The sequence below is a fragment of the Idiomarina fontislapidosi genome, assembly GCF_003226255.1.
Classification (GTDB): Bacteria; Pseudomonadota; Gammaproteobacteria; order Enterobacterales; family Alteromonadaceae; genus Idiomarina; species Idiomarina fontislapidosi.
Map to the genome: position 1 here is coordinate 11,369 of NZ_QJST01000006.1, position 21,821 is coordinate 33,189.

The 21,821-nt window shown below is 48.1% G+C and carries 22 protein-coding genes; 8 read left to right on the forward strand and 14 right to left on the reverse strand.

The window, feature by feature from the left end; all coding sequences use genetic code 11:
- Positions 1–242: 242 nt before the first annotated feature.
- Positions 243–1,418 carry a cyanophycinase gene (locus tag DFP83_RS07535; RefSeq protein ID WP_110574448.1) on the forward strand — a complete coding sequence of 392 codons (1,176 nt, stop codon included), beginning with the start codon at positions 243–245 and terminating at the stop codon, positions 1,416–1,418.
- A 61-nt stretch (positions 1,419–1,479) separates the two neighbouring features.
- On the opposite strand, the gene upp is transcribed toward DFP83_RS07535, so the two are convergent.
- The 5 genes from upp to DFP83_RS07560 all read right to left on the reverse strand — a co-directional run bounded on the left by upp (position 1,480) and on the right by DFP83_RS07560 (position 5,677).
- On the reverse strand, positions 1,480–2,109 hold the full coding sequence (upp, locus tag DFP83_RS07540) for a uracil phosphoribosyltransferase (RefSeq protein ID WP_110574450.1): 630 nt from the start codon (positions 2,107–2,109) through the stop codon (positions 1,480–1,482).
- Between the two features lie 57 nt (positions 2,110–2,166).
- On the reverse strand, positions 2,167–2,355 hold the full coding sequence (locus DFP83_RS07545; RefSeq protein WP_110574452.1) for a 4Fe-4S binding protein: 189 nt from the start codon (positions 2,353–2,355) through the stop codon (positions 2,167–2,169).
- Positions 2,342–3,631 (reverse strand): prephenate-dependent tRNA uridine(34) hydroxylase TrhP, encoded by a 1,290-nt coding sequence (gene trhP, locus DFP83_RS07550; RefSeq protein ID WP_110574681.1) that lies wholly within the window; start codon positions 3,629–3,631, stop codon positions 2,342–2,344. The genes DFP83_RS07545 and trhP overlap by 14 nt, the downstream gene beginning before the upstream one ends.
- A 280-nt stretch (positions 3,632–3,911) precedes the next feature.
- Positions 3,912–4,625: an SIMPL domain-containing protein gene (locus DFP83_RS07555; protein WP_110574454.1), complete on the reverse strand. Its 714-nt coding sequence runs from the start codon at positions 4,623–4,625 to the stop codon at positions 3,912–3,914.
- Positions 4,583–5,677: a GGDEF domain-containing protein gene (locus DFP83_RS07560; protein WP_110574456.1), complete on the reverse strand. Its 1,095-nt coding sequence runs from the start codon at positions 5,675–5,677 to the stop codon at positions 4,583–4,585. The genes DFP83_RS07555 and DFP83_RS07560 overlap by 43 nt, the downstream gene beginning before the upstream one ends.
- A 237-nt stretch (positions 5,678–5,914) precedes the next feature.
- Between DFP83_RS07560 and DFP83_RS07565 the strand changes: the two genes are divergently transcribed.
- On the forward strand, positions 5,915–6,364 hold the full coding sequence (locus tag DFP83_RS07565; protein ID WP_110574458.1) for a GNAT family N-acetyltransferase: 450 nt from the start codon (positions 5,915–5,917) through the stop codon (positions 6,362–6,364).
- A 25-nt stretch (positions 6,365–6,389) separates the two neighbouring features.
- Positions 6,390–6,812, forward strand: a complete 423-nt coding sequence (locus DFP83_RS07570) for a secondary thiamine-phosphate synthase enzyme YjbQ (RefSeq protein ID WP_110574460.1) — start codon at positions 6,390–6,392, stop codon at positions 6,810–6,812.
- A gap of 15 nt (positions 6,813–6,827) precedes the next feature.
- Here DFP83_RS07570 and DFP83_RS07575 read toward each other — a convergent pair whose 3' ends face one another.
- Positions 6,828–7,916 (reverse strand): NADH:flavin oxidoreductase/NADH oxidase, encoded by a 1,089-nt coding sequence (locus DFP83_RS07575; protein WP_110574462.1) that lies wholly within the window; start codon positions 7,914–7,916, stop codon positions 6,828–6,830.
- A 19-nt stretch (positions 7,917–7,935) separates the two neighbouring features.
- Positions 7,936–8,790: a type 1 glutamine amidotransferase domain-containing protein gene (locus DFP83_RS07580; protein ID WP_110574464.1), complete on the reverse strand. Its 855-nt coding sequence runs from the start codon at positions 8,788–8,790 to the stop codon at positions 7,936–7,938.
- Between the two features lie 107 nt (positions 8,791–8,897).
- Here DFP83_RS07580 and DFP83_RS07585 point away from each other — a divergent pair, with 107 nt between their 5' ends.
- From DFP83_RS07585 to DFP83_RS07600, 4 genes are read left to right on the forward strand one after another with little or no spacing between them, the layout of a single operon-like run.
- A complete protein-coding gene (locus DFP83_RS07585) occupies positions 8,898–9,827 on the forward strand; it encodes a LysR family transcriptional regulator (RefSeq protein ID WP_110574467.1) in 930 nt (309 codons plus the stop codon).
- Between the two features lie 10 nt (positions 9,828–9,837).
- On the forward strand, positions 9,838–10,341 hold the full coding sequence (locus tag DFP83_RS07590; protein WP_110574682.1) for a DUF1543 domain-containing protein: 504 nt from the start codon (positions 9,838–9,840) through the stop codon (positions 10,339–10,341).
- A 9-nt stretch (positions 10,342–10,350) separates the two neighbouring features.
- Complete coding sequence (locus tag DFP83_RS07595; RefSeq protein ID WP_110574468.1) at positions 10,351–11,241, forward strand: LOG family protein; 891 nt, start codon at positions 10,351–10,353, stop codon at positions 11,239–11,241.
- Positions 11,241–12,371, forward strand: coding sequence for a DSD1 family PLP-dependent enzyme (locus DFP83_RS07600; RefSeq protein WP_110574470.1), 1,131 nt, complete (start codon positions 11,241–11,243; stop codon positions 12,369–12,371). The genes DFP83_RS07595 and DFP83_RS07600 overlap by 1 nt, the downstream gene beginning before the upstream one ends.
- A 44-nt stretch (positions 12,372–12,415) precedes the next feature.
- Here DFP83_RS07600 and pgsW read toward each other — a convergent pair whose 3' ends face one another.
- The 6 genes from pgsW to DFP83_RS07630 all read right to left on the reverse strand — a co-directional run bounded on the left by pgsW (position 12,416) and on the right by DFP83_RS07630 (position 18,551).
- Entirely contained in the window at positions 12,416–13,567 is a 1,152-nt protein-coding gene (gene pgsW, locus DFP83_RS07605) for a poly-gamma-glutamate system protein (protein ID WP_110574472.1), read from the reverse strand.
- Positions 13,568–13,579: 12 nt separating this feature from the next.
- Positions 13,580–14,155, reverse strand: coding sequence for a poly-gamma-glutamate biosynthesis protein PgsC (gene pgsC / locus DFP83_RS07610; RefSeq protein WP_110574474.1), 576 nt, complete (start codon positions 14,153–14,155; stop codon positions 13,580–13,582).
- Positions 14,152–15,405, reverse strand: a complete 1,254-nt coding sequence (gene pgsB, locus DFP83_RS07615; RefSeq protein ID WP_181416389.1) for a poly-gamma-glutamate synthase PgsB — start codon at positions 15,403–15,405, stop codon at positions 14,152–14,154. Before pgsB ends, pgsC begins: the two co-directional genes overlap by 4 nt.
- Positions 15,406–15,545: 140 nt before the next feature.
- A complete protein-coding gene (locus tag DFP83_RS07620) occupies positions 15,546–16,766 on the reverse strand; it encodes an alkaline phosphatase family protein (protein ID WP_110574478.1) in 1,221 nt (406 codons plus the stop codon).
- A gap of 23 nt (positions 16,767–16,789) precedes the next feature.
- The gene (locus tag DFP83_RS07625; RefSeq protein ID WP_110574480.1) at positions 16,790–17,125 is read right to left on the reverse strand and encodes a zinc ribbon domain-containing protein YjdM; all 336 of its coding nucleotides are present in this window, start codon (positions 17,123–17,125) and stop codon (positions 16,790–16,792) included.
- Between the two features lie 61 nt (positions 17,126–17,186).
- Positions 17,187–18,551 (reverse strand): SLC13 family permease, encoded by a 1,365-nt coding sequence (locus DFP83_RS07630; protein WP_110574481.1) that lies wholly within the window; start codon positions 18,549–18,551, stop codon positions 17,187–17,189.
- A gap of 45 nt (positions 18,552–18,596) precedes the next feature.
- Between DFP83_RS07630 and DFP83_RS07635 the strand changes: the two genes are divergently transcribed.
- Positions 18,597–19,496 carry an ATP-grasp domain-containing protein gene (locus DFP83_RS07635; protein WP_110574483.1) on the forward strand — a complete coding sequence of 300 codons (900 nt, stop codon included), beginning with the start codon at positions 18,597–18,599 and terminating at the stop codon, positions 19,494–19,496.
- Positions 19,497–19,544: 48 nt separating this feature from the next.
- On the opposite strand, the gene DFP83_RS07640 is transcribed toward DFP83_RS07635, so the two are convergent.
- A complete protein-coding gene (locus DFP83_RS07640; protein WP_110574485.1) occupies positions 19,545–21,677 on the reverse strand; it encodes a TonB-dependent receptor family protein in 2,133 nt (710 codons plus the stop codon).
- Between the last annotated feature and the right edge of the window lie 144 nt (positions 21,678–21,821).

Genomic DNA, 21,821 nt, shown 5'->3' on the forward strand with positions numbered 1-21,821 from the left:
CACGCTCGCCGCAGTAACCGCTGGGGCTACCGTGGCCTACTCGTCAAACCATTCTGATAGGTAGAAACTATCGTAGTGATAGCTTGCTAGTTGATATGCTTTCTTTAACATAGTATTTATTATTTAGTCTTTTGTCGCAGTTGACGTTTACAGGGATAGCACCCGCAATCAGCGCTGTCAATTTTGCTAATTGTCATAGTGACTGTTCCAGAACGAGCTCATTATCTTATCGAGGCTGTGACATGAAGTTATCCAAGGCTTGCTTAAATTATCTCATAATCACTACGCTGACTGCGCTTTCTCTAAGTGGTTATGCAAGTGAAAAAAACGACGATTATCGCCATCTTCTACTGGCGGGTGGGGCGTTAAAAATTTGCTCCAATTATAGCCCTTCCAACTGCAAAGAAACCGACTGGATCGATACTCTTAGCAACAATAACCTGAAAGATGGCCGCGAGGTTGTGCGTGTTGATTTATCTAAAAGCGCGCAGTCGGTGGCGATATTTCAGCGTTTTATTACGATGGCGAAACAAACACATAATGCAGGTGAACAACCACTTATTTTATTTTCAACATCGGCTTCTGTTAACCCTTACGATGCCGTTATTTTTTACCAATCGGTCTTTCAACAACTCGGCGCAAAAAGTATGTGGTTGCCGTTAGATGTTGCTGTGGTAAAAGCGCGTTCGGAGGGGCGCTGTGAAGATTTAAGTCAGGTACAGTCAGAACTACTGAACAACAACGATCTTGATGAACGCTACCCCGAGTTATATCAGCAACAGGTCAATTTCTGTAAAAGTCCCCAACAAACCACTGATTTATTAGCGCAAGCTAATGGCCTATTTTTTAATGGCGGCGATCAAAATTTGACGCGCCAAGCTTGGGTTCGAGCTGATAATAGTCCTTCACATGCCTTAACTTTATTATCCGAACGCGTAGCGAACCGACAAACCGTTGTTGGTGGTACGAGTGCAGGAACCGCTGTACAAAGTGCAGGGCCTATGATCTCGAATGGCAGTAGTAAAGCAGCCATGCAGCAAGGGAGTTTTGCAGTAGAGCCTCCCCCGCGCGATTGTGATTTAAATAACCGTTGTCCGGCGGGTTTAAGTGTCGACTCACTGACTTACAATCCGGCCGGAGGCACCGGGTTATTTCGTTTTGGTACGCTCGATACGCATTTTTCTGAGCGTAGCCGGCAAGCGCGCTTGATGAGTTTAGCTGCGGATACATCGACTGCTTTAGCGGTGGGTGTCGATGAAACGACCGCGTTGGTCGTTAATTTGGACAATGGGGCGTTTGATGTCATCGGCGAACATGGTGTGTTTATTGTGCGTGACGCAACAGTACAAGACGATGGCGTCGCCGCGCAGGTGTCTTATCTTTGGTCGGGTGCACATGGCGACTTTAACATGCGCTAGCGAGCGGTTCGTTGCTTGTTACGGTTGAACAGTTGAGCGGGCGTAATGCCCGCATGGCTAATCAACGCGTACCAAAAATCTTATCACCCGCATCACCCAAGCCTGGGATGATATAGCCGTGTTCGTTGAGCTTTTCGTCCAGCGAGGCGGTAAAAATGCGTACGTCGGGATGCTGTGCCAGCACTGCTTCAACACCCTCGGGGGCGGCAACTAAAACGAGTACGCGAATGTCCTTACAACCTTGTTGTTTAAGCATATCGAGAGTGGCGATCATACTACCGCCGGTGGCGAGCATTGGGTCAATGACCAGGGCAATGCGCTGGTCGATGTCGTTAACGAATTTATCGAAATAGCTGACGGGCTCGAGCGTTTCCTCGTTGCGATATAAGCCGACAACACTGACTTTGGCACTGGGAATAAGTGTGGTAACCCCATCCAGCATACCCATGCCAGCCCGCAGAATCGGCACCACGGTCACCTTTTTACCGCGCAGTTGTTCCACTTCGATGGGTGTTTCGTTCCAACCCTCAATCGTATGGGATTCCAGCATAAAGTCGCTGGTGGCTTCGTAGGTAAGTAACGTACTTATTTCATTGGCGAGTTCGCGAAAACTTTTAGTTGAAATACCGTGCTTGCGCATTAACCCGAGTTTGTGTTGCACAAGCGGGTGCTTAATAACCTGTAATCCCATGGCGATGCCCCTTTGTTCATGTTCTTGGCGGCAAAGCATAGCAAATTTCGCTGTTTTTTACTTGCGGATATCAACCGCGTCGACAGGGCAAACGGCGTAACAACTCGGTTCTGGATAGAAGCCTTCGCATTCGACACACAGCGATTGATTAATTTGGTAATGCGCTTCACCCATGTCGATCGCCTCGACAGGGCATTCGGGCACGCACATGTCGCAATTAATACAGTCTTCGTTAATGCTGATCATCTGAGCTCCTTTTTATTAGAAAGCACATCGGCTTATCCGCTGAATCGATAGTGACGTCTGCAGGGACATAAACTTGATAGCCAGAGCCTGGCGCGCGCACAAGTGGCATACCTTGTTTATCCACAAGCTCGGTCACTTTAAGTGGATAATTTCCTTTGGGGGTTATCAGTAGCAACTCGTCGCCCACCGAAAACGCATTTTTAACATCGACAAGATAGGCATCTTGATGTTCGGTATCGAGTAATTGACCTACGAGTTGTTCTTGGCCTTCACTGTGCGCGCGTTCATAGTTTTGCAGTGACTGTGCACTGTGACGTTGCAAGAAGCCATGAGTAAAACCACGGTTTGCCATACCATCAAGCTCGTTAAGTAGTTTTGGGTTGAATGGCTTGCCCGCTACAGCATCATCAATGGCACGTCGATAGACTTGCGTTGTGCGAGCCACGTAATAGTCGGATTTGGTTCGGCCTTCAATCTTCAGTGAGTGAACTCCCATTTGCGTCAGTGGTTCGACTAAATCAACGGCACGGAGATCTTTGGAATTCATCAGATAACTGCCATGAATATCTTCATCCAGTAGCATGGGCTCATCGGGACGTTGTGGATCGGCGACTAAGATGGGGTCAGGAATATATTGTCCGACTTCGTCTTGCTGTGCAGGTTGTGTGTGGTACTTCCAGCGACATGCGTTGGTGCATGCGCCTTGGTTGGGATCACGTTTATTGGTGTAACCGGAGAGTAAACAGCGGCCCGAATAGGCCATACACAGTGCGCCGTGCACGAACACCTCAAGCTCCATATCAGGCACGTGCTCGCGCATTTCTTTGATCTCTTGCAAAGACAGTTCGCGTGAAAGGATAACCCGTTCGATACCTTGTTGTTGCCAAAACTTAAGCGCTGCCCAGTTAACGGTATTGGCTTGCACAGATAAGTGCAGTGCTTGCTTGGGGAAGTGCTGGCGCAGCAACATCACGATACCTGGATCCGAGACAATGAGTGCATCGGGCTGCAGCGCGACAACCTGTGCCATATGCTCAACAAAATGTGCGAGCTTAGCGTTGTGCGGTGCGATGTTAACCACGACGTAAAAGCGTTTACCCAACTGGTGGGCGTATTTGATAGACTCACCTAAATTTGCCAAGGTAAAGCTGTTGTTTCTTACCCGTAAGCTGTAGCGTGGCTCGCCCGCATAAACTGCATCTGCACCGTAAGCAAAAGCAATCTTCATGGCGGTGGGGTTACCGGCTGGCGCGAGTAGTTCGGGGCTTCTATACATCGACATAATTGAAGGTTCTGGTCCAGTTGCATGCGGAGCTGAATGCTCGCAGGTTACTGCTAAACGGCTTATCACGCGTTGACGTGAATCAATAAACTGCCGATGTGAAGTGCTTGAGGTGGGTTCAAAAGAGTGCTAATGATAAACAAAATAAATAAACTTTGGTTATTTGTAATGAGACGTTTTGTTCCGTTCTTATTGGTTGGTGTTTCGACAAAAGCTATGTTGAAGTGAATGTCGAGGGCTTATGCCCTCGACCTAACAACGCTGAAACTACCGACTAATCCGATAGGTAATACTCGACCGTTGAAACAACGCGCACTTTTTTCAGGTGTGGGTTATGACGATCACGTTCTTGAATACTGAATAGGCCTTGGCTGGCGTCTTTTATTTTTCCTAGTTCGCTGTTGCTGTCTGCGGCAAATTTCTCAGCCACTTCGCGTGCATTCTTAGTGGCTTCTTCTATCATTTCGGGCTTCACATCGTTTAAGCGAGTGAATAGATACTCGGGTTGCGCTTGGTAATCATCCGTTGATAGCACGATACCTTGCTTGCCCAATTCAGATACAGAACTCATCATATCGCGTATGGCTTTGACCCGTGTTGAGTATACGGTGATGGTTTGGGTTGCGGTATAGCGAAACTCAGCCGGCTGTCCAGAACCATAGCGTTGCGCAGACTTATCGGTGATAGACGGGGCTGCAACCGAGATCTCATCAGCTTTAACGCCTTTTTCTTGCAAAAACGCCGTGACCTGTTGTTTGCCTTGCTCAATGGTTTGATAAATATCCGAAAGTTCATTGCTGGCAGCGGTAAATTGAATCGGCCATATAACGGTGTCGGCAACATACTCGCGTTCAGAGAGCCCTTTCACAGTGACACTGCGATCCATCGACCGAAAGTCGGTTAAGCCTTTTGAAAAGAATGTTCCGAGTACCAAGCAACTGATGATCAGTCCGGTTGCGATGATAATACTATTCTTGGTCTGTGACATGAAGCCTCCGATTCGAGTTCCACCCAATTTCTACCTGCTTCCTTGCCACGATAGAGTGCGTCATCCGCACGTTTTATTAAAGTATTGACCGAGTCATCGGGTTTGAGTTCACTAACGCCGATGCTTGTTGTTAAGCGAATCTTCTCATTAAGCACGGTATGCCAGGGATATTTTGCGATAGCTTTACGAATGCGCTCAGCAACTTGGGCTGCGTGATTTAAGTTTGTTCGTGGTAAAAACACCAAAAACTCCTCACCCCCCCAACGAGAAACTTTGTCATGGTCGCGTACGGTGTCGCGAAGAATGTCCGCAGCTGCTTTTAGTACGGTATCTCCTACTTCGTGCCCATAAGTGTCATTAATTGACTTAAAGTGGTCGAGATCGAGTAGTAATACCGAGACCAGTCGCTGTTCTTTTTGATAGCTCTCCACGGCACGTTTCAGTAATTCCGACATATGTCGGCGGTTACGCAAACGAGTTAGAGGATCGGTAGTGGCAAAAAATCGTAACTTATCGTGCGTGATGTTGACCTTATTAAGATAATAGAGCGCAAGGTAGGCAAACATTGCAAAAACGACGGTTAAGTTAAACAGGTGCACAAGTACCAGCGCATCGCCGTCTATTGGTTGGAGTGGGGGGTAATACCAACCAAAAAGATCCAGTCCTACGTAGTAACTCCACAATCCGACTAATGAGGCTATCGCAGGCTTTAAACTCATACTGACAAAAATCGCAGGTACAAACATCAGTAAAAAATAATGAAATCCGCTGTCCCAACCCAATAGCAGCGTGCCTAACGCCGAGTGATAGAGTACTTCGGTCCAGATCAGGATGGTCGCTAGTTTATTCTTACGAGTTGAGTAGGCGACATAGGCGGTGAGGTACATCGCAATACTTAACAAATTCACCCATGCCAATATGGGCGAATCAAGCACCATAAAAATTGCAAAGAACGCAACATCGATGATGGCTGCTAATATGCAACACCGCTTGGCGACCTGCCAAAACTGTGGGCGCTTGGGTGAAAGCGCACTGAATGACGACAATTCCATATGTCGATCAACATCCTTTTATGCGTATGGTAATAATTTGATGTTTAATTATCTTAGTTGTAATAACATATTTCAATGCAAATTTTGTTATACATTATGTTGTCCAGCGCTTTAAATTAGCGCTCTATCGTAAAAACATCTGTTTATCGATGGTTATATTAAAAACCTGATGATCCGCTTATTGGCTTACCGGTTTTATGCTTTATAGTTTTTATAAAGCCATCATCTAGAACAACAATGCTAAGAGCGATTTCAAAACAGGAATTTATAGCCATTTTTTCTTGGGCACAGACGGCCCAAGATCGCCTTTTTTGGCTTGGGCCTCATGTTAATGCAGATAGTCCAACCGAAGATGTGTGGGCACGCTTAAAAGGGGAGGAACGCCCCTCACTTGGCTTCTGGCATAACAACAAACTGGTGGGCTTTGCGCAATGTTATGAGAAGCATGAAGGGGCAAGGCATATTGCATGCTTAATTGTGAACCCAGAATGTCGTGGTCAAGGCATAGGGCGTCGTCTAGTAAATGCACTGTTAGAGCACGCATGGCAATATGACGATGTTGCCTATGTTACATTAAATGTGTTGCCAGAAAATACGCGCGCGCTCAACCTGTATCGCAGTTTAGGCTTTGTGGAACAGTCGAATAATGACCCCAGTATGGTACCCATGACGTTGATGCGCGAGTAATCATTTATTAAACGCAGAGACGGATATGCATGTAGAACAATTTGAGTTAAACCTACCCGCGTTCACGCGTGGCTTTCATTTGATTACGGATCGTATTGAGCGCCTGCTCTCTGAGCGGTCTCAGTTAACGACAGGCTTAGTTCATGTGTTTATTCAACACACTTCTGCTTCGTTGACGTTAAACGAGAATGCTGACCCGACGGTACGTGGTGATTTCGAGCGGCATTTTAACGAAATGGTGCCTGAGAATGCGCCCTACTATGAGCATACCTATGAGGGGCCAGATGATATGCCAGCACACTTAAAATCGAGTATTTTAGGTGCTTCTGTGACTATTCCGCTGACTCACGGACGTTTAAATATGGGAACTTGGCAGGGTCTTTACTTATGTGAGCACCGCGACCACGCGGGTGGTCGCAAATTGGTGCTCACTGTACAAGGTATTTAACGGCTACAACACGATTTAGTAGCGCTCAAGCCAGTGCGCATAAGGTGCTGGTAATACCCAAGATGGCTTCTCAACACGCAACGCTTTAGCGGTATCGTAAGGCCAGTGTGGATTCGATAAATGTGCACGTCCAACCATCACTAAGTCTAACTGACCTTGCGCGACGGTATGCTCTGCCAACTGCGGTAAATCGATTCCCCAAGCCGATGCGACTGGAATATCGGCCGCGTTACGAATGCGCTCTGCGATAGGCGCCATAAAGCCCGGCCCCCATGGGATATTGGCCTGTGGGGTTGAGAAACTGATGCTGACGTTTAGAAAGTCCAACCCTTCGGCTTTGAGTAGTTCAGTTAATTTAATCGACTCTTGTAACTGCTCTTCGTCATTACCATCAAATTCGATAACGCCAAAACGCGCAGTTAACGGGAAGTTGTCTGGCCACACCGCTTTTACTGCGCGCACGGTTTCGACTAAAAAGCGTGCTCGGTTCTCGAATGACCCGCCGTATTCGTCGGTCCGTTGGTTAGCGTGCGGAGAAAAGAAACTTTGACCGAGGTAGCCATGAGCAAAGTGCAGTTCTAACCATTCAAACCCTAAGTCGCGAGCACGCTCTGCGGCAGCAACAAAGTCATTTTGCACACGCTGAATGTCGTCGAGAGTCATCTCTTTGGGCTGGCGCGGCAGATTAGCGCCGAACGCAATGGGTGATGGGGAAAGGGTTTCCCAGCCTCGGTCATCATCTTCGGCAATATGATCGTCACCGTCCCACGGACGATTAGCGCTGGCCTTGCGACCGGCATGACCAATTTGAATACCCGCTACCGCACCTGCGGCTTTGATGTTGTCGACAATCGGTTGCATGGCTTGTGCTTGCTCGTCATTCCATAATCCGGTGCAGTTAGGGGTGATCCGCCCCTCCGGTGATACGGCGGTGGCTTCAACAATAACAAGGCCTGCACCACCACGTGCTAAGCTGGTGTAGTGGCTGAGGTGCCAATCGTTTACCACGCCTTCCTCTGCCATGTACTGGCACATCGGAGGTACGGCAATACGATTACGTAAACGAACATCTTTTAACTCAAATGGTTGAAATAAAGCTGACACGCTAAGTACTCCTTGTTGATTACTGCGCTTGTTCTAGTTGCTTGATTAACGCTTCTGCTAGAACTTTGTCGGAAAATGGGTTCTGACCGGTAATAAGTTCGCGGTCGACAACGACATTGGGCTGCCACGCTTCGGCTTGTTCGAGATTCGCGCCCGCGGCCTGCATCGCAGCGGCTGGGTAGTAACGGATCTGTTTGCCATTAAGTGAGCCCTCGAAAACTTGCTCTTCTGGGGTCGAGAATATAGTCATCTGATAACCTTCGTAGATCCAGTCTTGCGCTTGTGATTGACCTTCTTGTGCAAACTGGTCAATAAACTGTGCCGGCATTTGCTGTGGTGACAGCAGCGCAATAGGACCGTGGCAAATTGCAGCGGTAGGCTTTTGTTGGTTGTGGAAATAGGTCAGTAGCTCACCGACTTCTGGATTACCGACCAAGTCAATCAGAGGTGCATGCCCGCCAGGTATGAATAGACCATCAAACTGGCTCAAATCACCTTTAAGTACGTCGGCTAATTTGTGGGTATCGTTGATACCATCGAGGTTAGCGATGACTTTTTGAATACGTTGCATTTCTTGCTCATCGCCGCCGAAATATTGTGTATCCACAGAACGTTGATCGACCCGGGGCGCGTTTCCCTTTGGTGTTACCAGAACCAGCTCGTAGCCCGCCTGCTGCAGCGCATCAGCAGGTACACCAAACTCGTTTAAGTAGTAACCGGTTGGATACTGACTGCCATCAGCAAGTTCCAGTTGTGTTTCACTGGAGAGTAAAACGAGCACCTTGCCCTTACTCGCAGCCGCTGCTTGGCTAAACAGCAATGCTGCGCCCAAGGTAGCGGTGATTATGAGTGACTTGATAAAACCTGTTGCCATGAAGCCTCCAATTAAGGCGTAAATTTTGATGCGCTTATAGTAGCGTGTGTACTATCATTCGATAATAAGAAAAAATCTATTTAACCCATCGAAAAAATGAATAACACATGAATTTATACACTAAGGATATTAACCTTCTGTTGGTTTTTTATACACTGTATGAAGAGTTAAATGCTACTCGGGCGGCGCAACGCATGTCACTGAGTCAGCCCGCGCTAAGTCACAAGTTAAATAAACTTCGCCACGAGATGGGCGATTCATTGTTTGTGCGTGCCGCGCGAGGTTTGACAGCGACACCGCGTGCCCATGAACTTGCGCGTCAGATGCAGCCGCTTATTCATCAGCTTCGAAATTTCTATGAACAAACCGAAGGGCATGATTATCTGAGCAGAACAGAGTCGATACGGATATATACAACAGATTATATGGAGCAGGCGCTATTGCCTCATTTACTGCCTGTAATACGGCAAGCCGCACCTAATGTCACCTTAGTGACGCAAAATACGCGAGGTCGTCTGCCACGTAACGAATTGGAAACGGGCGAATGCGATATTGCTATCGCAGGCTTTTACAATGACTTGCCTGATACGTTGCGTCAGCAACGCTTAATTGAGGAACCATTTAAAGTATTAGCGGCTAAGGATAACCCTCATATCATTGGCGGTTTGTCACTTGAAGATTATCTACAGTGTGAGCATTTACTTACAACCTTAACCGGCGATTTAAAAGGGTTGGTCGATCAAAAGCTGGCCGAGTTGGGACGTGAACGCAGTATCGTTGCAGGTTTATCCAGTTTTATTGTGCCAACTCGCTTATTAACGGGGACGCGGTGGTTGCTGACTTGTTTGCGATCAATAGCTGAGCAGGCGACCGCATTGGATGATAATTTAGTCATACTTGAACCACCGCTTGACCTTCCGCATGTGCAGGTGATGCAAATTTGGCATGAACGGACAGACGCTGATCCGTTGCGTCGATGGTTAAGAAACACAATACAAGAGGTACTCCAACGTGTCTGTAGAGAGCACTCAGGCTAACCAACTTTTTATGATTTATATTGGCGGCAGTGCGCCAGGCGCACATATCGAGCTGCATGATGTACGGTTTGTCGTCGCGCCAACGATTGAAGCCACTTTTCCGGCACTACGACAGCAGTGGTTCGGTTCGCAGAAGGGTATCCATTTGGACAGTTACGTTGCCTTACATCACGTCGATGGGTATCGCATCTCATTGACTCAGCAGGCGGTCGATAACCAGGGGTTATCCCTGTATTTTGTCAACTTTGGGGGTTATTTCCCTGGTCGTTTGGCGGAGTTCCATGACTTTACTGTCGTGGTTGCCAAGTCTGCTGCTGATGCTAAGCAACGTGCACGGAGTCAGGTGTCTGCGCGAGGACTCGCGGGCGCGGAGCAATTACACAAGGATGATTTGCTCGCAGTCGATGATTGTCTCAAGATTGATTTGCTTGATGGTTATGCAATTAAGCTCGATTACGATGGTATTAAGCAACCTTTAGCGCCCGACTGGATGGGCTATCACCCTTTACCTTAGGACTTTCCAATGGCCGATAAACACCCTTTGCACCAACGACACCATGCTTCGGCTAAGCAGTCAGAAGAGGCGATCGCACGGTTGCAAAATAATGACAGTTATAAACTAGCATTCGCTGACAATGACTTTTTGTTAGAGGACGATTTGCGTCATGTGCGGCTACAACTTGAGTATTTAAAGCCTGAGCGTGTGCTTGAGCAGCATCGTATTGATGCGACAGTGGTTGTGTTTGGCAGTGCCCGATTCTTATCACCCGAGCAAGCGCATTATAATCTAGATATTGCACAAGCTGAGCTGGATAAAAATCCCGAGGATGCAACCACCAAAGCGCACTGGATTAAGGCTAAGCGAGACTTAAAAAACAGTCGTTACTATGCTGAGGCGCAAAAATTTGCCCACTTAGTTACTGAGCATAGTCAAAACTATCCAGAGCACCGTGTTGTGGTGATGTCGGGCGGAGGTCCTGGGGTCATGGAGGCAGCTAATCGCGGTGCAACGGAAGCGGGGGGGGACAGTATTGGTCTTAATATTGTGCTACCCAAAGAGCAGTATCCAAACCCCTACATAACGCCTGAGTTTTGCTTTCAGTTTCATTATTTTGCGATTCGCAAAATGCATTTTTTAATGCGCGCACGTGCGCTTGTCGCATTGCCTGGCGGATTCGGAACTCTGGACGAGTTGTTCGAAACCTTGACCTTAATCCAGACAAAGAAGATCGACCCTGTCCCTATCGTGCTAATTGGTAAAGGCTTTTGGTCCAAATTAATCAATTTTGACTTGTTGATTGAGGAAGGTTTGATTGCACCTGAGGATGTGAAGCTCTTTACCTTAGTGAACACCGCTGAAGAGGCGTGGGCGCATATTTGTCGCTTTTATGAGTTAAGCGAGGGAGGTGAATAATGCCATGGAATGCAATTGAGACTCCGTATCTACGTGTTGATCAGCCTCGGTTTGATAACAATATTCAGCGTTTAAATTGTCACTTAAACGCTCTCAATACGCCGTTACGACCGCACGTAAAGACGGTAAAGTCATTGCCCGCCGTGAAAGCGATTTTCAACGGTGGCACCGGACCTATCACGGTATCGACGCTTAAAGAGGCGGACTTCTTCGCGCAGCATGGGTTTGATGACCAGATATACGCGGTCGGTATTGCGGAGAATAAGTTGCCGCATGTAAAGCGGTTGATTGAACAAGGTATCGATTTAAAAATCATCTTAGAAAGCGAAACACAAGCGTGTAACGTGGTCGAATTTTGTCGTTTACATGACGTTGTAATCCCTACACTGGTTGAAGTGGATTGTGATGGCAGCCGAGCAGGCTTAACGCCTGATAGCCAAGCATTAATGGCTGTCAGTCAACTACTCGCTGATGCGCAGTTATTCAAAGGTGTATTGCTCCACGCTGGGGGCTCATACGGGTGTAGCACGCGAGCAGAAAAAGTGGCAGCGGCTGAAAATGAGCGTGCCACCGCTGTGCGCGTGAAGGATCAGCTCGCCGGCGTCGATATAGCGTGCCCAATTGTGAGTATTGGCTCTACGCCGACGGCACACTTCGCGCAAGATCTCTCGGGTGTGACAGAGGTGCGAGCGGGTGTCTATGTGTTTTTTGACTTGGTGATGGCGAACATCAACGTGTGCTCACTTGATGATATTGCCTTATCGGTCGTAACGACGGTGATTGGTGTTAAGCCTGAGAAGGGCTGGATTTTAATCGATGCTGGTTGGATGGCGCTTTCGCGTGATCGGGGGACCGCTCACCAAGCGATTGACTATGGTTACGGTATGGTACTCGATGCTGCGGGACGTCCATTGGATGGCTGGGTTGTCGAGAGCACGAGTCAAGAGCATGGGATTATTAAGCATCGTGCTGGGCTAACCGATATTCCAAGCGATATACAGGTGGGTGATCAATTGCGGATTCTGCCAAACCATGCCTGTGCTACGGCATCGCAGTTTGATAAGTATTATGTCTCGAACGCAGAAGATGAGCTTATCGACGAGTGGCCGCGGTTTAACTATTGGACTTAATAAAAAAGGAGCCAGTTAGGCTCCTTTTTTTACACCCATGCGGTTTATACCATCGGCTTGGTTCCTTTACCGCTGGTACTATCGCGACGCCAGAGGCTAGTGATACGCGCTGAGCGTACGATTAACCATGTGAGCCCGAATAGTGCCACAGCAAGCCCGAAAGCAAGCAACCGACTATAGGTGCTTGAGGAATAGATACCGCCATTACCGACAGGCACGGCCTCAAGTGGTGCTATGGGAAGACCGTAGCGCTCCGCCATGTTCTTGATGCCGATAAAATGGATGCCCGGGATATTCTCTTGAAGGAAGTATCCCATCACGGTATCCACCGCGTAGGCGCGCGACGGTGCATCGTACTGTAGGCCTGACTTAAACATATCGTCGATACCGGGAGGCCCCACGATCGTTGCACCACCGCCTACGTTGATGAAGGCTTTATAATTACGATCCGAGGCGTACTCGCGGAAAATCGCAATACGATCGGCGACGGCTTCTTGGTAGTTGGCGGGTTCGATGATCGGCAAACCAGCACGTTCAATGGTTTGACGAATCGATTGAATACCCGCTTGTGGGATGCCAATGCCGCGGTCTTCGATACCACCAATTGAAGCGTATTTGGGTTCGAATGAAATCACATCGGCCTTTTCCAATGCTCGCGCCATGTCCAACCACAAGAAGCCGGGTACATTTGCACCCCATTGCGAAGAAGAGGCTGAAGCGATAATAATCGGCTCCGCTTCCATGGCTTCTAATGCCGAGTAAACCGCTAGGTTCAATGCTGGGAATGAACCAGAAACGGTCACAGCCACTAAATCACCCTTTTCGACACCCGCTTTAGCTAATAGCTTTACCGCTACGGCTGCCCAGTTTGGGTTTACAGTGGTTTGTTTAGACTCACGTCCACCATGGTTGGTTGTAACGATACTGTTGTCGAGCCCGATAAAGCCAGAGCGTTGTGGATCAAACTCAGGATTAATCGGTTCTTTCTCGGCGCGCAGTGGACGAATGACCTCCATACCTTGGCGCATGATTTTTGCCGCAGTCACCATGGTGGCATAGTTCTTATCCACGATAGGGTCGGTCTCTTTCACGTTCTCGGCGGCTAGTAAAGCCACTAACGCTGCGATAATCAGTACAATCAGTCCCCAGGCGGGCACACCTGAAGAACGCCAATAAATCTTAGTAAAACTACTCATTTGGAATTCTCCTTACCAGCCTGGCATTTGAAACGCGCTGCTTGCTTCGTACATTTGCAACGCTTCGGGCATGATGACGATAAGCGCGAGACGCACCAATACAGCGGTCACCGCTAAGCCACATAACGTCTGTAAAACGCCTTGGCGCTCAAACCAAATCGCTATCAGTCCGGGGATGATATAGCCGATGATATTGCTCGACATCACGGCCATCATGAAGGATGACTCCAGTGTTGCGACTTGCGCTTGGGCGTCATCACCACCTGCCACCATTTGTAAGTCGACCCAGTTCACTAAGCTACCGAGGAACAAATCCATTAAGCCAGCGATAAGGTAACCCGTTAGGATCATAATGATGGTCTGGCGACGGCCATAGATAATAGCAAAGCTCGATATGATGCGGACGATCAAGAATGTGAGTAAGGCAGCCACCAACGTGATCACCAAGCTCATGGGATCGGTCAGTTGCAATGCTACGTAACCTGGCACAACCAAGCCGCCTGCGGCGAGTCCGAGTGTTTGTGTGAGCAATAGGGTAAAGAACAATCCGATGCCAATGGCAACGGCTAGAATATTTAAAGCGATCACAGGTCTTCCTCCTTCAAGGAACGGTTTTGGAAGAACCGAGCGACTTCTTCGCCGCCACCATGAATATTACACATGCCGACAACAAGTGCACTGTTGCCAGCTTCTTCCAGCAAGGTTTCGGTAATGTCAGTAATGGCAGCGTTTTCCATTACAAGAATTTTTTCTGGGTCGAGACCATATTTAACGGCCGCGCGAACAAAGATAAAGGTGCCTGAACCCATCAAAATGTAGCGGTCTGCTTGGGTCCACTCGATCGCTGCCTCTGCCATTTGTTGAGAGCGATGCGGGCGGTCCGCACGACAGTTGATTAACACGATACGTTTGCGCTCTTTACCGTGCTTCTCCAACATGTTTTCCCAGATTTTGCCCGTTGACTCTGGGTCGTTGGCGGCAAATGCGTTTACGAAAACGATTTCGCGACGGAAATAGTTTACGTGGAGCACTTGCATCGCTCCCGCTTCGGGTTCAAGCCCTATCATGCCTTGCAATGCCTGTTCGCGATCGACACCGAGGTGTTCGCACACTTTTAGTGCAAGGGCAACATTCTCGGCGTGTTCCGAGTACTTGAATTGTTTCAGAATATCATCACCGATCGCATCGACTTCCTCTTCAGTCACCCCATGCAATTGACTGTTGCGATCTTTGGTCGAGTGCTCGAAAACACCCAGTAGATCGCGTTCTGCGGTAAACAGGTTACCTTTTACAGGTGTACTACCCGCTAATGCGAGTGCTACATCCTCTTCACCGGGTCCCATCACATCGAGGTGGTCCGCACGGGCATTGGTAATAACACCCACGTTAGAGCGCACCATGCGAAGTTCACTGAGCGATTGATAATGCGGTTGCAGTGCCATGCATTCCATAACAACAATCTCGGGCTTGAGTGCAGCCATGCGCTTGAGCGTACGCATTTGCTCGATAATGTTGGCACCGCTAATGCGGTAGATAGGAAACTCTCTTCCTTGAGGGTCAGTGATAGCGGCTGCAGAGCCGGTGGTTTTAGCGCAAATACGCTTGCCACCTGATCTTAAGCCCGCTGCGATAAGCCGGGTGACACTGGTTTTGCCGCGGGTCCCATTAACGTGCACTCGTACTGGAATTTTATCGACCAGTAATTTGTGCCGGAACGCTTCAAACGCCGCAGCAATAACCAGTAAAAGCCAGATCGCAGCGACAATTCCGAGCAGGGTAGGAATATCGTTCATCCAATATCCCTCGGCCCAATACTGTGACGAGAGTGTCTCTGCCATAATTTAAATAGCCTTTTAGGTTATGAATATACATACGAACGTGCATGTATATATTTAGCGAACTGCAAAGAAAAATACCAAGTATTTTAGTAATCTTTACAATTCGCTCGGCTATTTAAAACAGATCACTCGAAGGCGAATTAATTATTTAAAATAGGTTTTAAAACAGCTATTTCGCCATCAATTTTGGTCATTAATTTAAGATCTAAAATATCCGCCATTAGTGGATATATGTGAATATTTTCAAACCGATCGATAGTCATCCCGTTTTTAAACGCTGGACCCACTGCGATAAATAAACCGTCCATGTCACGATTGTTGTAATAGCCGTGCGTGCCACCGTCGGAGCGCTCTTCGATAGGTCGAGTTGCGAAACTCACCGGTGCATCCGTTGAGAGCACGATGGCGGGCTTACGTGGGCCATCACTGACATGTAATTGTTTAAGCTTGTCATCGGTTTCAACGCGATAGCCAAGGTCGCTACTGTCCTCTAGTTTTGTTCGAAGTGCCGCAATATCATCAGCGCTGGTGTCTTCGTTAGCATAAATGAGATAGCGTGTTTGCGAATTTACGGTGGTAAACTTTTCTTCATCAATGGCTAAGTCATCTGCGTCGATCATGGCATCTGCTTTAATCGGCGCCATGCCGTGATCGGAAACCACAATTAAGTTAACTGAACCTTCGGTTTCGTCCTGAATACGCTGCCACAGTTGTCCTATAAGCTTATCGACTGCTTGAACTGCGCCTTTCGTTTGCTTCGCATCCGGACCAAATCGGTGGCCCATCGAGTCAACAATTGAAAAGTAACCGGTGATCATCCGAGGGCGACTTTGTTCCGGTAGCTGCAGCCATTGAATAATTTGGTCAACACGCTGTTGATTGGGCGCAAAGTGGCTATAGGGATAATAATAGGTCGGTGTGCGACCGTTGATACGGGCGCTGGATTCAGGCCAAAAGAAGGTCGCTGACTTTACCCCTTGAAACTCAGCTAAATTCCAAATGGGTAAGGTATGTAACCAGGTACTATCTTCTGTGCCATCGGCCATTTTGTAATGTTCATTGCGCTCGGTATCGTAAAAGTTGTTATCAACGATACCGTGGTGTGACGGATATTGACCGGTCACAATCGACAAATGGTTCGGGAATGTTTTAGAAGGGTAAACAGGCATTAGACCTTTGGCGCGCACTCCGTGTTCGGCGATTTTTTTAAGATGTTCGGCTTGGTGTTGCTCGATATAGTTGTAACGAAAACCATCGATAGAAATCAGCACGATAGTTTGCTGTTCAGTCTTTGCGTGGGCTGACGTTGCGGCTACTAAACTGCTCAAAACCAATAGCAGAGAGGCAAGAAAACGTTGCATGGAAGATTCCTTTGTACGGTTTATCAGACCTTTTTAACAAACTCAGATTTCAATTTCATTGCGCCTACACCATCAATCTTGCAATCGATATCATGATCGCCATCGACTAGACGAATGTTTTTAACTTTTGTGCCGACCTTAACAACTAACGAAGATCCCTTTACTTTTAAGTCTTTAATAACGGTCACGGTATCGCCATCGTTGAGCTCATTGCCATTCGCATCGCGAATCACTTGACTGTCTTCATTGCTCTCGTCATGTGGTGACCACTCATGCCCGCATTCAGGGCAGATTAATACGTTACCGTCTTCGTATGCGTATTCGGACGAGCATTGGGGGCAAGCAGGCAATTGATCCATCGAGAGACTCCTGTCTAAAAAGCGCTAAGTTTACCTGAGTTTGCTTACCAGAACATTTGATTTAGACCAAAACCATGACAATTGCGGTCGTTACAAAGGCGAGCAAGATATTCAGCACAACCCCGGTGCGAGCCATGTCACGAATGGTGATGCGGTTGGATGCAAAAACAATCGAGTTGGGCGGTGTGGCTACGGGCATACAAAACGCACAGCTACATGCAATCACGGCTGGAATCATCAAAATCTCGATGGGCTGATTAATCGCTTGCGCGGTCGCCGCTAAAATAGGCATAAGCAATGTGGCGGTGGCGGTGTTTGAGGTAAATTCGGTCATAAATGAAACTGACAGTGTAAGTATCAGTATTAACAACCAAAGCGGCCACTCACCTAAAATTGTCAGTGATTCACCCATTAACGTCCCAAGACCACTTGCCATCACGCCCTTAGCTAAGCATATACCGCCCGCAAAGAGCAGCAGAATCCCCCAGGGGATATCCTTGGCGAGCGACCAATCCAGTAATGTGGGTTGTTGCTTTTGCCCGCTCGGTATAACAAACATCGCTAATGCACCGGCGAGTGCGACGGTCGCATCATTAAGTGCGGGTAGCCCGAGCAGCCCCGTCCAGCCACCCAAAGGGGTTGTGCGTGTTACCCAGAGTAATACAACCATGCCAAACACCATTAATACGCGCTTTTCATACGCTGACATTTGGTCCTGTGCAGGTAGTTGCAATGGCATGCTGAGCTGAATATTGCGTGTAAGGTACCAAGCCATTAACGGAATACTGATAACCATCATGGGTATACCAATCCCCAACCAGCGCGTGAAGTCGAAGCTTTGCCCAGAAATATTCTCGTATATGGACGCAAAAATAAGGTTGGGTGGGGTACCGACCAAGGTAGCGATGCCGCCGACCGAACCCGAGTAGGCAAGGCCGAGTAAGAGTGCTTTTTGAAAGGGTTTGTTATCTGTTGCGTCGGCGAGCGCCAAAGCAACGGGCAATAAAGCAAGCACGCTGGCGGTATTGGATATCCACATCGAAAGAAAAGCAGTGGCGCACATAAAGGCAATCACAATGCGACGACCACTGTCGGGACCGATAAACGCAATTAACGACAACGCCAGCCGCTTATGCACCCCGCTCGCTTCAATCGCTTTTGCCATCATAAAGGCAGCCATAAACAGTAGGATAATATTGTCACCGAGTGCAGTGGCGGCCTCATTGGGACTGAGCACCCCAATCAACGGCAATAAAATAAAGGGTAGTAACGCGGTCATTGCCAGTGGAATGCACTCCGAAACCCACCACCAAGCGACCCAGACGACGGTTGCCAAGGTGAGCGCCGCATCCAACGGCATGCCCAAATTTCGTGTTACTATAGCGCTTAATAGGGCGGCAATCGGGCCGAGAATTTTATGGGACATGAGCAATCTTCTCGTCGTGTTCTTGTGATTTTAAGGAAGTGTAGCATGCGCGATATCGTAATCTTACACGAAAATGAAGAGTGGTTGAAGCCCCTTTATCAAGCATTTGAAGAGCGGGGTGTGACGCCTAAAAGTTGGTTTTTAGATGAGGGGGTTGTGCCTTTTCATAATCAACCGGATGATGCGGTTTACTATAACCGTATGAGCGCATCATCACACACGCGTGGTCATCGTTTTGCGCCTGAGCTCACTAAATTGGCTCTGACATGGCTAGAGAGTCAGAACCGTACTGTCGTTAATGGCTCACAAGTACTTGCGCTCGAAATATGTAAGTTATCGCAATACGCAGCCTTACAACGTTCTGGTCTGGCTGTGCCACGTACTTTTGCAGCGGTTGGTAAAGCACAACTTATCGAGGCGGCGAAGCAGTTTAATGATTGGCCGTTGATCGTTAAACCGAATCGCGGTGGTAAAGGTTTGGGTGTGCAAAAGTTCGATGATGTTGACGAACTCACTGCTTACACTGAAGGCGACGAGTATGAGGAGCCCTTAGATGGTACCTGGCTGGTGCAACAGTATATTAAGGCGAAGTCGCCTTGTATAACGCGCGCCGAGTTCGTGGGGCAAAAATTTGTTTACGCGGTGCAGGTGAATACCGAACAAGGCTTTGAACTATGCCCTGCGGATGCTTGCGAGATTGCGGAAAAGTTTAAAGTAACGACCCGTTTCAATGATCATCCGATCATTCGCCAACTGGAAACCTTCTTACGCAGCAATGATATCGATGTCGCGGGCATTGAATTTATCGAGAATAGTCAGGGTGAATTGTTTGTCTACGATGTGAACACCAACACGAATTACAACCAAGATGCTGAGCAACGGGCAGATGTCGAGCGCACAGGTATGGGGGCACTCGCTGATTATTTAATCGCCTTGGCAGGCTAAACTAAAAAAACCGGGCTCGATGTGAGCCCGGTCCGTTTTACCTGATGACTAGAATTTATAGTCGATACCCATCCATACCGTCTGTGGCTTGTTCGGGCGAGCGCCATCTGGCGTACGAGCAACAATTGCTTGCTGGTCGAAAATGTTCTCAACTTTCACATACACCGACGTTTGTGTGTTGAGTTCATAACGGCTGACCGCATCGGTAACGAACAATGACTCGGTTTCGTCAAAAGCGGCTGAGCTGTTGTTACAACCGACATTCACGCACATCGAGTCAATGTACTTGAAGTTTAGGTAGTTAATCCAACCCGCGTTGTTGTCGAGACTAATACGGACGTTAGCCGTGTGCTCTGGAATATCGTTCAAACGGTCACCATCCATCAACCCAGACACGGCGTTGTCTTTACTGATCTCACCTTGTGTATAAGTGTATGCGATATCCACAGGAATCAAGAATTTGCCCGCAGCAAACGTGTGTTGTGCTTGGAGTTCTAAACCTTGTACAACCGACTCACCGAGAACATAGGTGCCGGATTCCGCGCCATTGTCGCAAGGTGTAGCGATCGAGCACAATTGAGTGGTGTCGCTGAAGTCACTATAGAACGCAATCGCCTCAACAAAGGTATTTTGTTGCTGATAACGCAGGCCAGCCTCGTAATTGATACTGGTTTCAGGTTCTTGGTTCTCGGTTGCGCCACCACCGAGTGGTGAGAAGCCTTTATGAACACCTGCGAGCACCTGCCACGCATCGTTTAAGTTATAGGTAAAGGATGCGCCCGGTAGCCACTCATCACTTGAGTTTGAACGAAATGCTGGGGTGCTGGTACGTGCTGCTTCGCTGTACTGGTTACGGAACGAGGATACATCCTCGTAGCGCAATGCCAAATTCACTTTAAGCGCTTCGTTTACTTGCCAGTTATCAGTAATCCAGAGGCTGGTTGCATCAGCGCCTTCAATACGGTTATCGCCACCTGAAGGGCTTACCGTCGATTGATACACTAAACTTCCATTCACCTGGTCAAAAATTTCTACTGGTTGAAAGCGGTCCATCTCGTCCGTGTGGTCACGACCACCGAACTCAAGCGCATGTGCACCCAGTTGCCACTGAGCACTTAATTCAAGTCCGTAGCTTTCGTAAGCACGGCTGTTATGCTTATAGGCAAGACCTTGAGCATCTTGGGTACCATCTAGGATCCCTTGTGCTTGCAGATCGCCTTGGTTCGCTGCGCTGACTAAAGAGCCTCCGCCACTGAGCTTAAACCAGTCACGTTTGAATTCGTTGCGATAAGCGACAGCGTTTAACTTAATATCATCACTTACATCAAAGCCGTAAGCTAAGCTAAAGCCATTGTGGCTGTTATCCATCTGGTCAATGGACGAGATGCCGTAACGACGGTTCGAAGCCTCAGCAAAATCTGCATCAGTCAAACCCAGATAGGTTTCGTTTGAGATTTCCTCTGAGTATTGCGCCTTAAATAAAACGTGATGTGGTCCTTGGTCAAAACTCAGCTTTGCTGTGTAGTCTTGAATGTCATAGCCGCTATCACGGTTACTGCGGTCAATCTCTTTAAAGCCGTTGCTCTCACGTTGCACGGTCTCGAGTAAAAAGCCCCAAGCACCTTGTGTGCCGCCGACGTAGGCATGGATATCGTTGCTGCTGAACTCGCCCCACTGTGCCAATACCTGGCCTGAGACGGCCTGTTCAGGAATTGGTGTTGATACTAGGTTGAGCACGCCGCCTGTTGTTTGAGGGCCATAGCGCAATAATGGCGCGCCTTTGAGTACCTCAATCGATGACATGCGCATGGTGGTTGGGAAGTAGTACGCAGCAGGGTTTGAATAGGGCGCCGGTGCCATCATGACACCATCCTCTAGCAATGTTACCTTGCTTACACGACCCGCGTTCGCCGCACGAATACCAATGTTAGGGCGTAGACCAAAGCCGTCTTCTTCAAGCACATAAACGCCAGGGAGCGTTTTCATCAACTGGTTGATGTCGGTGGGTACTTCCACACGCATTTGCTCTTCATCGATTAGCGCCGATGAGCCTGCAACTTGGCGTGCCTCTTCGGTGGAACCAATGATTTTAATGGTTTCGATATCTGTATTATTTTCTGCTGCCACTACCGGGCTGCTAAGAAAGCTTGCGATGGCTAATGCGATCGGTGCTTTTTTCATGGTTTTTCTCCAGGTGATTTTAGTGTGCCAGATAGTAATTAAAATGATAACAATTCGCAATTAAAAATTAAGGTTTTATGAATAGTTTTTTAAGCAAAGGGTGAGGTACTGTAAACGCTCGTTTAATTGCTTGAGCTTTTGATG

Coding starts and splice junctions, on each gene's coding strand:
- DFP83_RS07565 (WP_110574458.1), top strand. CDS start 5,915: ATGCTAAGAGCGATTTCAAAACAGGAATTTATAGCCATTTTTTCTTGG.
- DFP83_RS07555 (WP_110574454.1), bottom strand. CDS start 4,625: ATGTCACAGACCAAGAATAGTATTATCATCGCAACCGGACTGATCATC.
- DFP83_RS07560 (WP_110574456.1), bottom strand. CDS start 5,677: ATGGAATTGTCGTCATTCAGTGCGCTTTCACCCAAGCGCCCACAGTTT.
- DFP83_RS07635 (WP_110574483.1), top strand. CDS start 18,597: ATGCGCGATATCGTAATCTTACACGAAAATGAAGAGTGGTTGAAGCCC.
- DFP83_RS07590 (WP_110574682.1), top strand. CDS start 9,838: ATGATTTATATTGGCGGCAGTGCGCCAGGCGCACATATCGAGCTGCAT.
- DFP83_RS07580 (WP_110574464.1), bottom strand. CDS start 8,790: ATGGCAACAGGTTTTATCAAGTCACTCATAATCACCGCTACCTTGGGC.
- DFP83_RS07630 (WP_110574481.1), bottom strand. CDS start 18,551: ATGTCCCATAAAATTCTCGGCCCGATTGCCGCCCTATTAAGCGCTATA.
- DFP83_RS07625 (WP_110574480.1), bottom strand. CDS start 17,125: ATGGATCAATTGCCTGCTTGCCCCCAATGCTCGTCCGAATACGCATAC.
- DFP83_RS07600 (WP_110574470.1), top strand. CDS start 11,241: ATGCCATGGAATGCAATTGAGACTCCGTATCTACGTGTTGATCAGCCT.
- DFP83_RS07570 (WP_110574460.1), top strand. CDS start 6,390: ATGCATGTAGAACAATTTGAGTTAAACCTACCCGCGTTCACGCGTGGC.
- DFP83_RS07640 (WP_110574485.1), bottom strand. CDS start 21,677: ATGAAAAAAGCACCGATCGCATTAGCCATCGCAAGCTTTCTTAGCAGC.
- DFP83_RS07545 (WP_110574452.1), bottom strand. CDS start 2,355: ATGATCAGCATTAACGAAGACTGTATTAATTGCGACATGTGCGTGCCC.
- pgsW (WP_110574472.1), bottom strand. CDS start 13,567: ATGAGTAGTTTTACTAAGATTTATTGGCGTTCTTCAGGTGTGCCCGCC.
- DFP83_RS07620 (WP_110574478.1), bottom strand. CDS start 16,766: ATGCAACGTTTTCTTGCCTCTCTGCTATTGGTTTTGAGCAGTTTAGTA.
- pgsB (WP_181416389.1), bottom strand. CDS start 15,405: ATGGCAGAGACACTCTCGTCACAGTATTGGGCCGAGGGATATTGGATG.
- upp (WP_110574450.1), bottom strand. CDS start 2,109: ATGGGATTACAGGTTATTAAGCACCCGCTTGTGCAACACAAACTCGGG.
- DFP83_RS07585 (WP_110574467.1), top strand. CDS start 8,898: ATGAATTTATACACTAAGGATATTAACCTTCTGTTGGTTTTTTATACA.
- trhP (WP_110574681.1), bottom strand. CDS start 3,631: ATGTATAGAAGCCCCGAACTACTCGCGCCAGCCGGTAACCCCACCGCC.
- DFP83_RS07595 (WP_110574468.1), top strand. CDS start 10,351: ATGGCCGATAAACACCCTTTGCACCAACGACACCATGCTTCGGCTAAG.
- DFP83_RS07535 (WP_110574448.1), top strand. CDS start 243: ATGAAGTTATCCAAGGCTTGCTTAAATTATCTCATAATCACTACGCTG.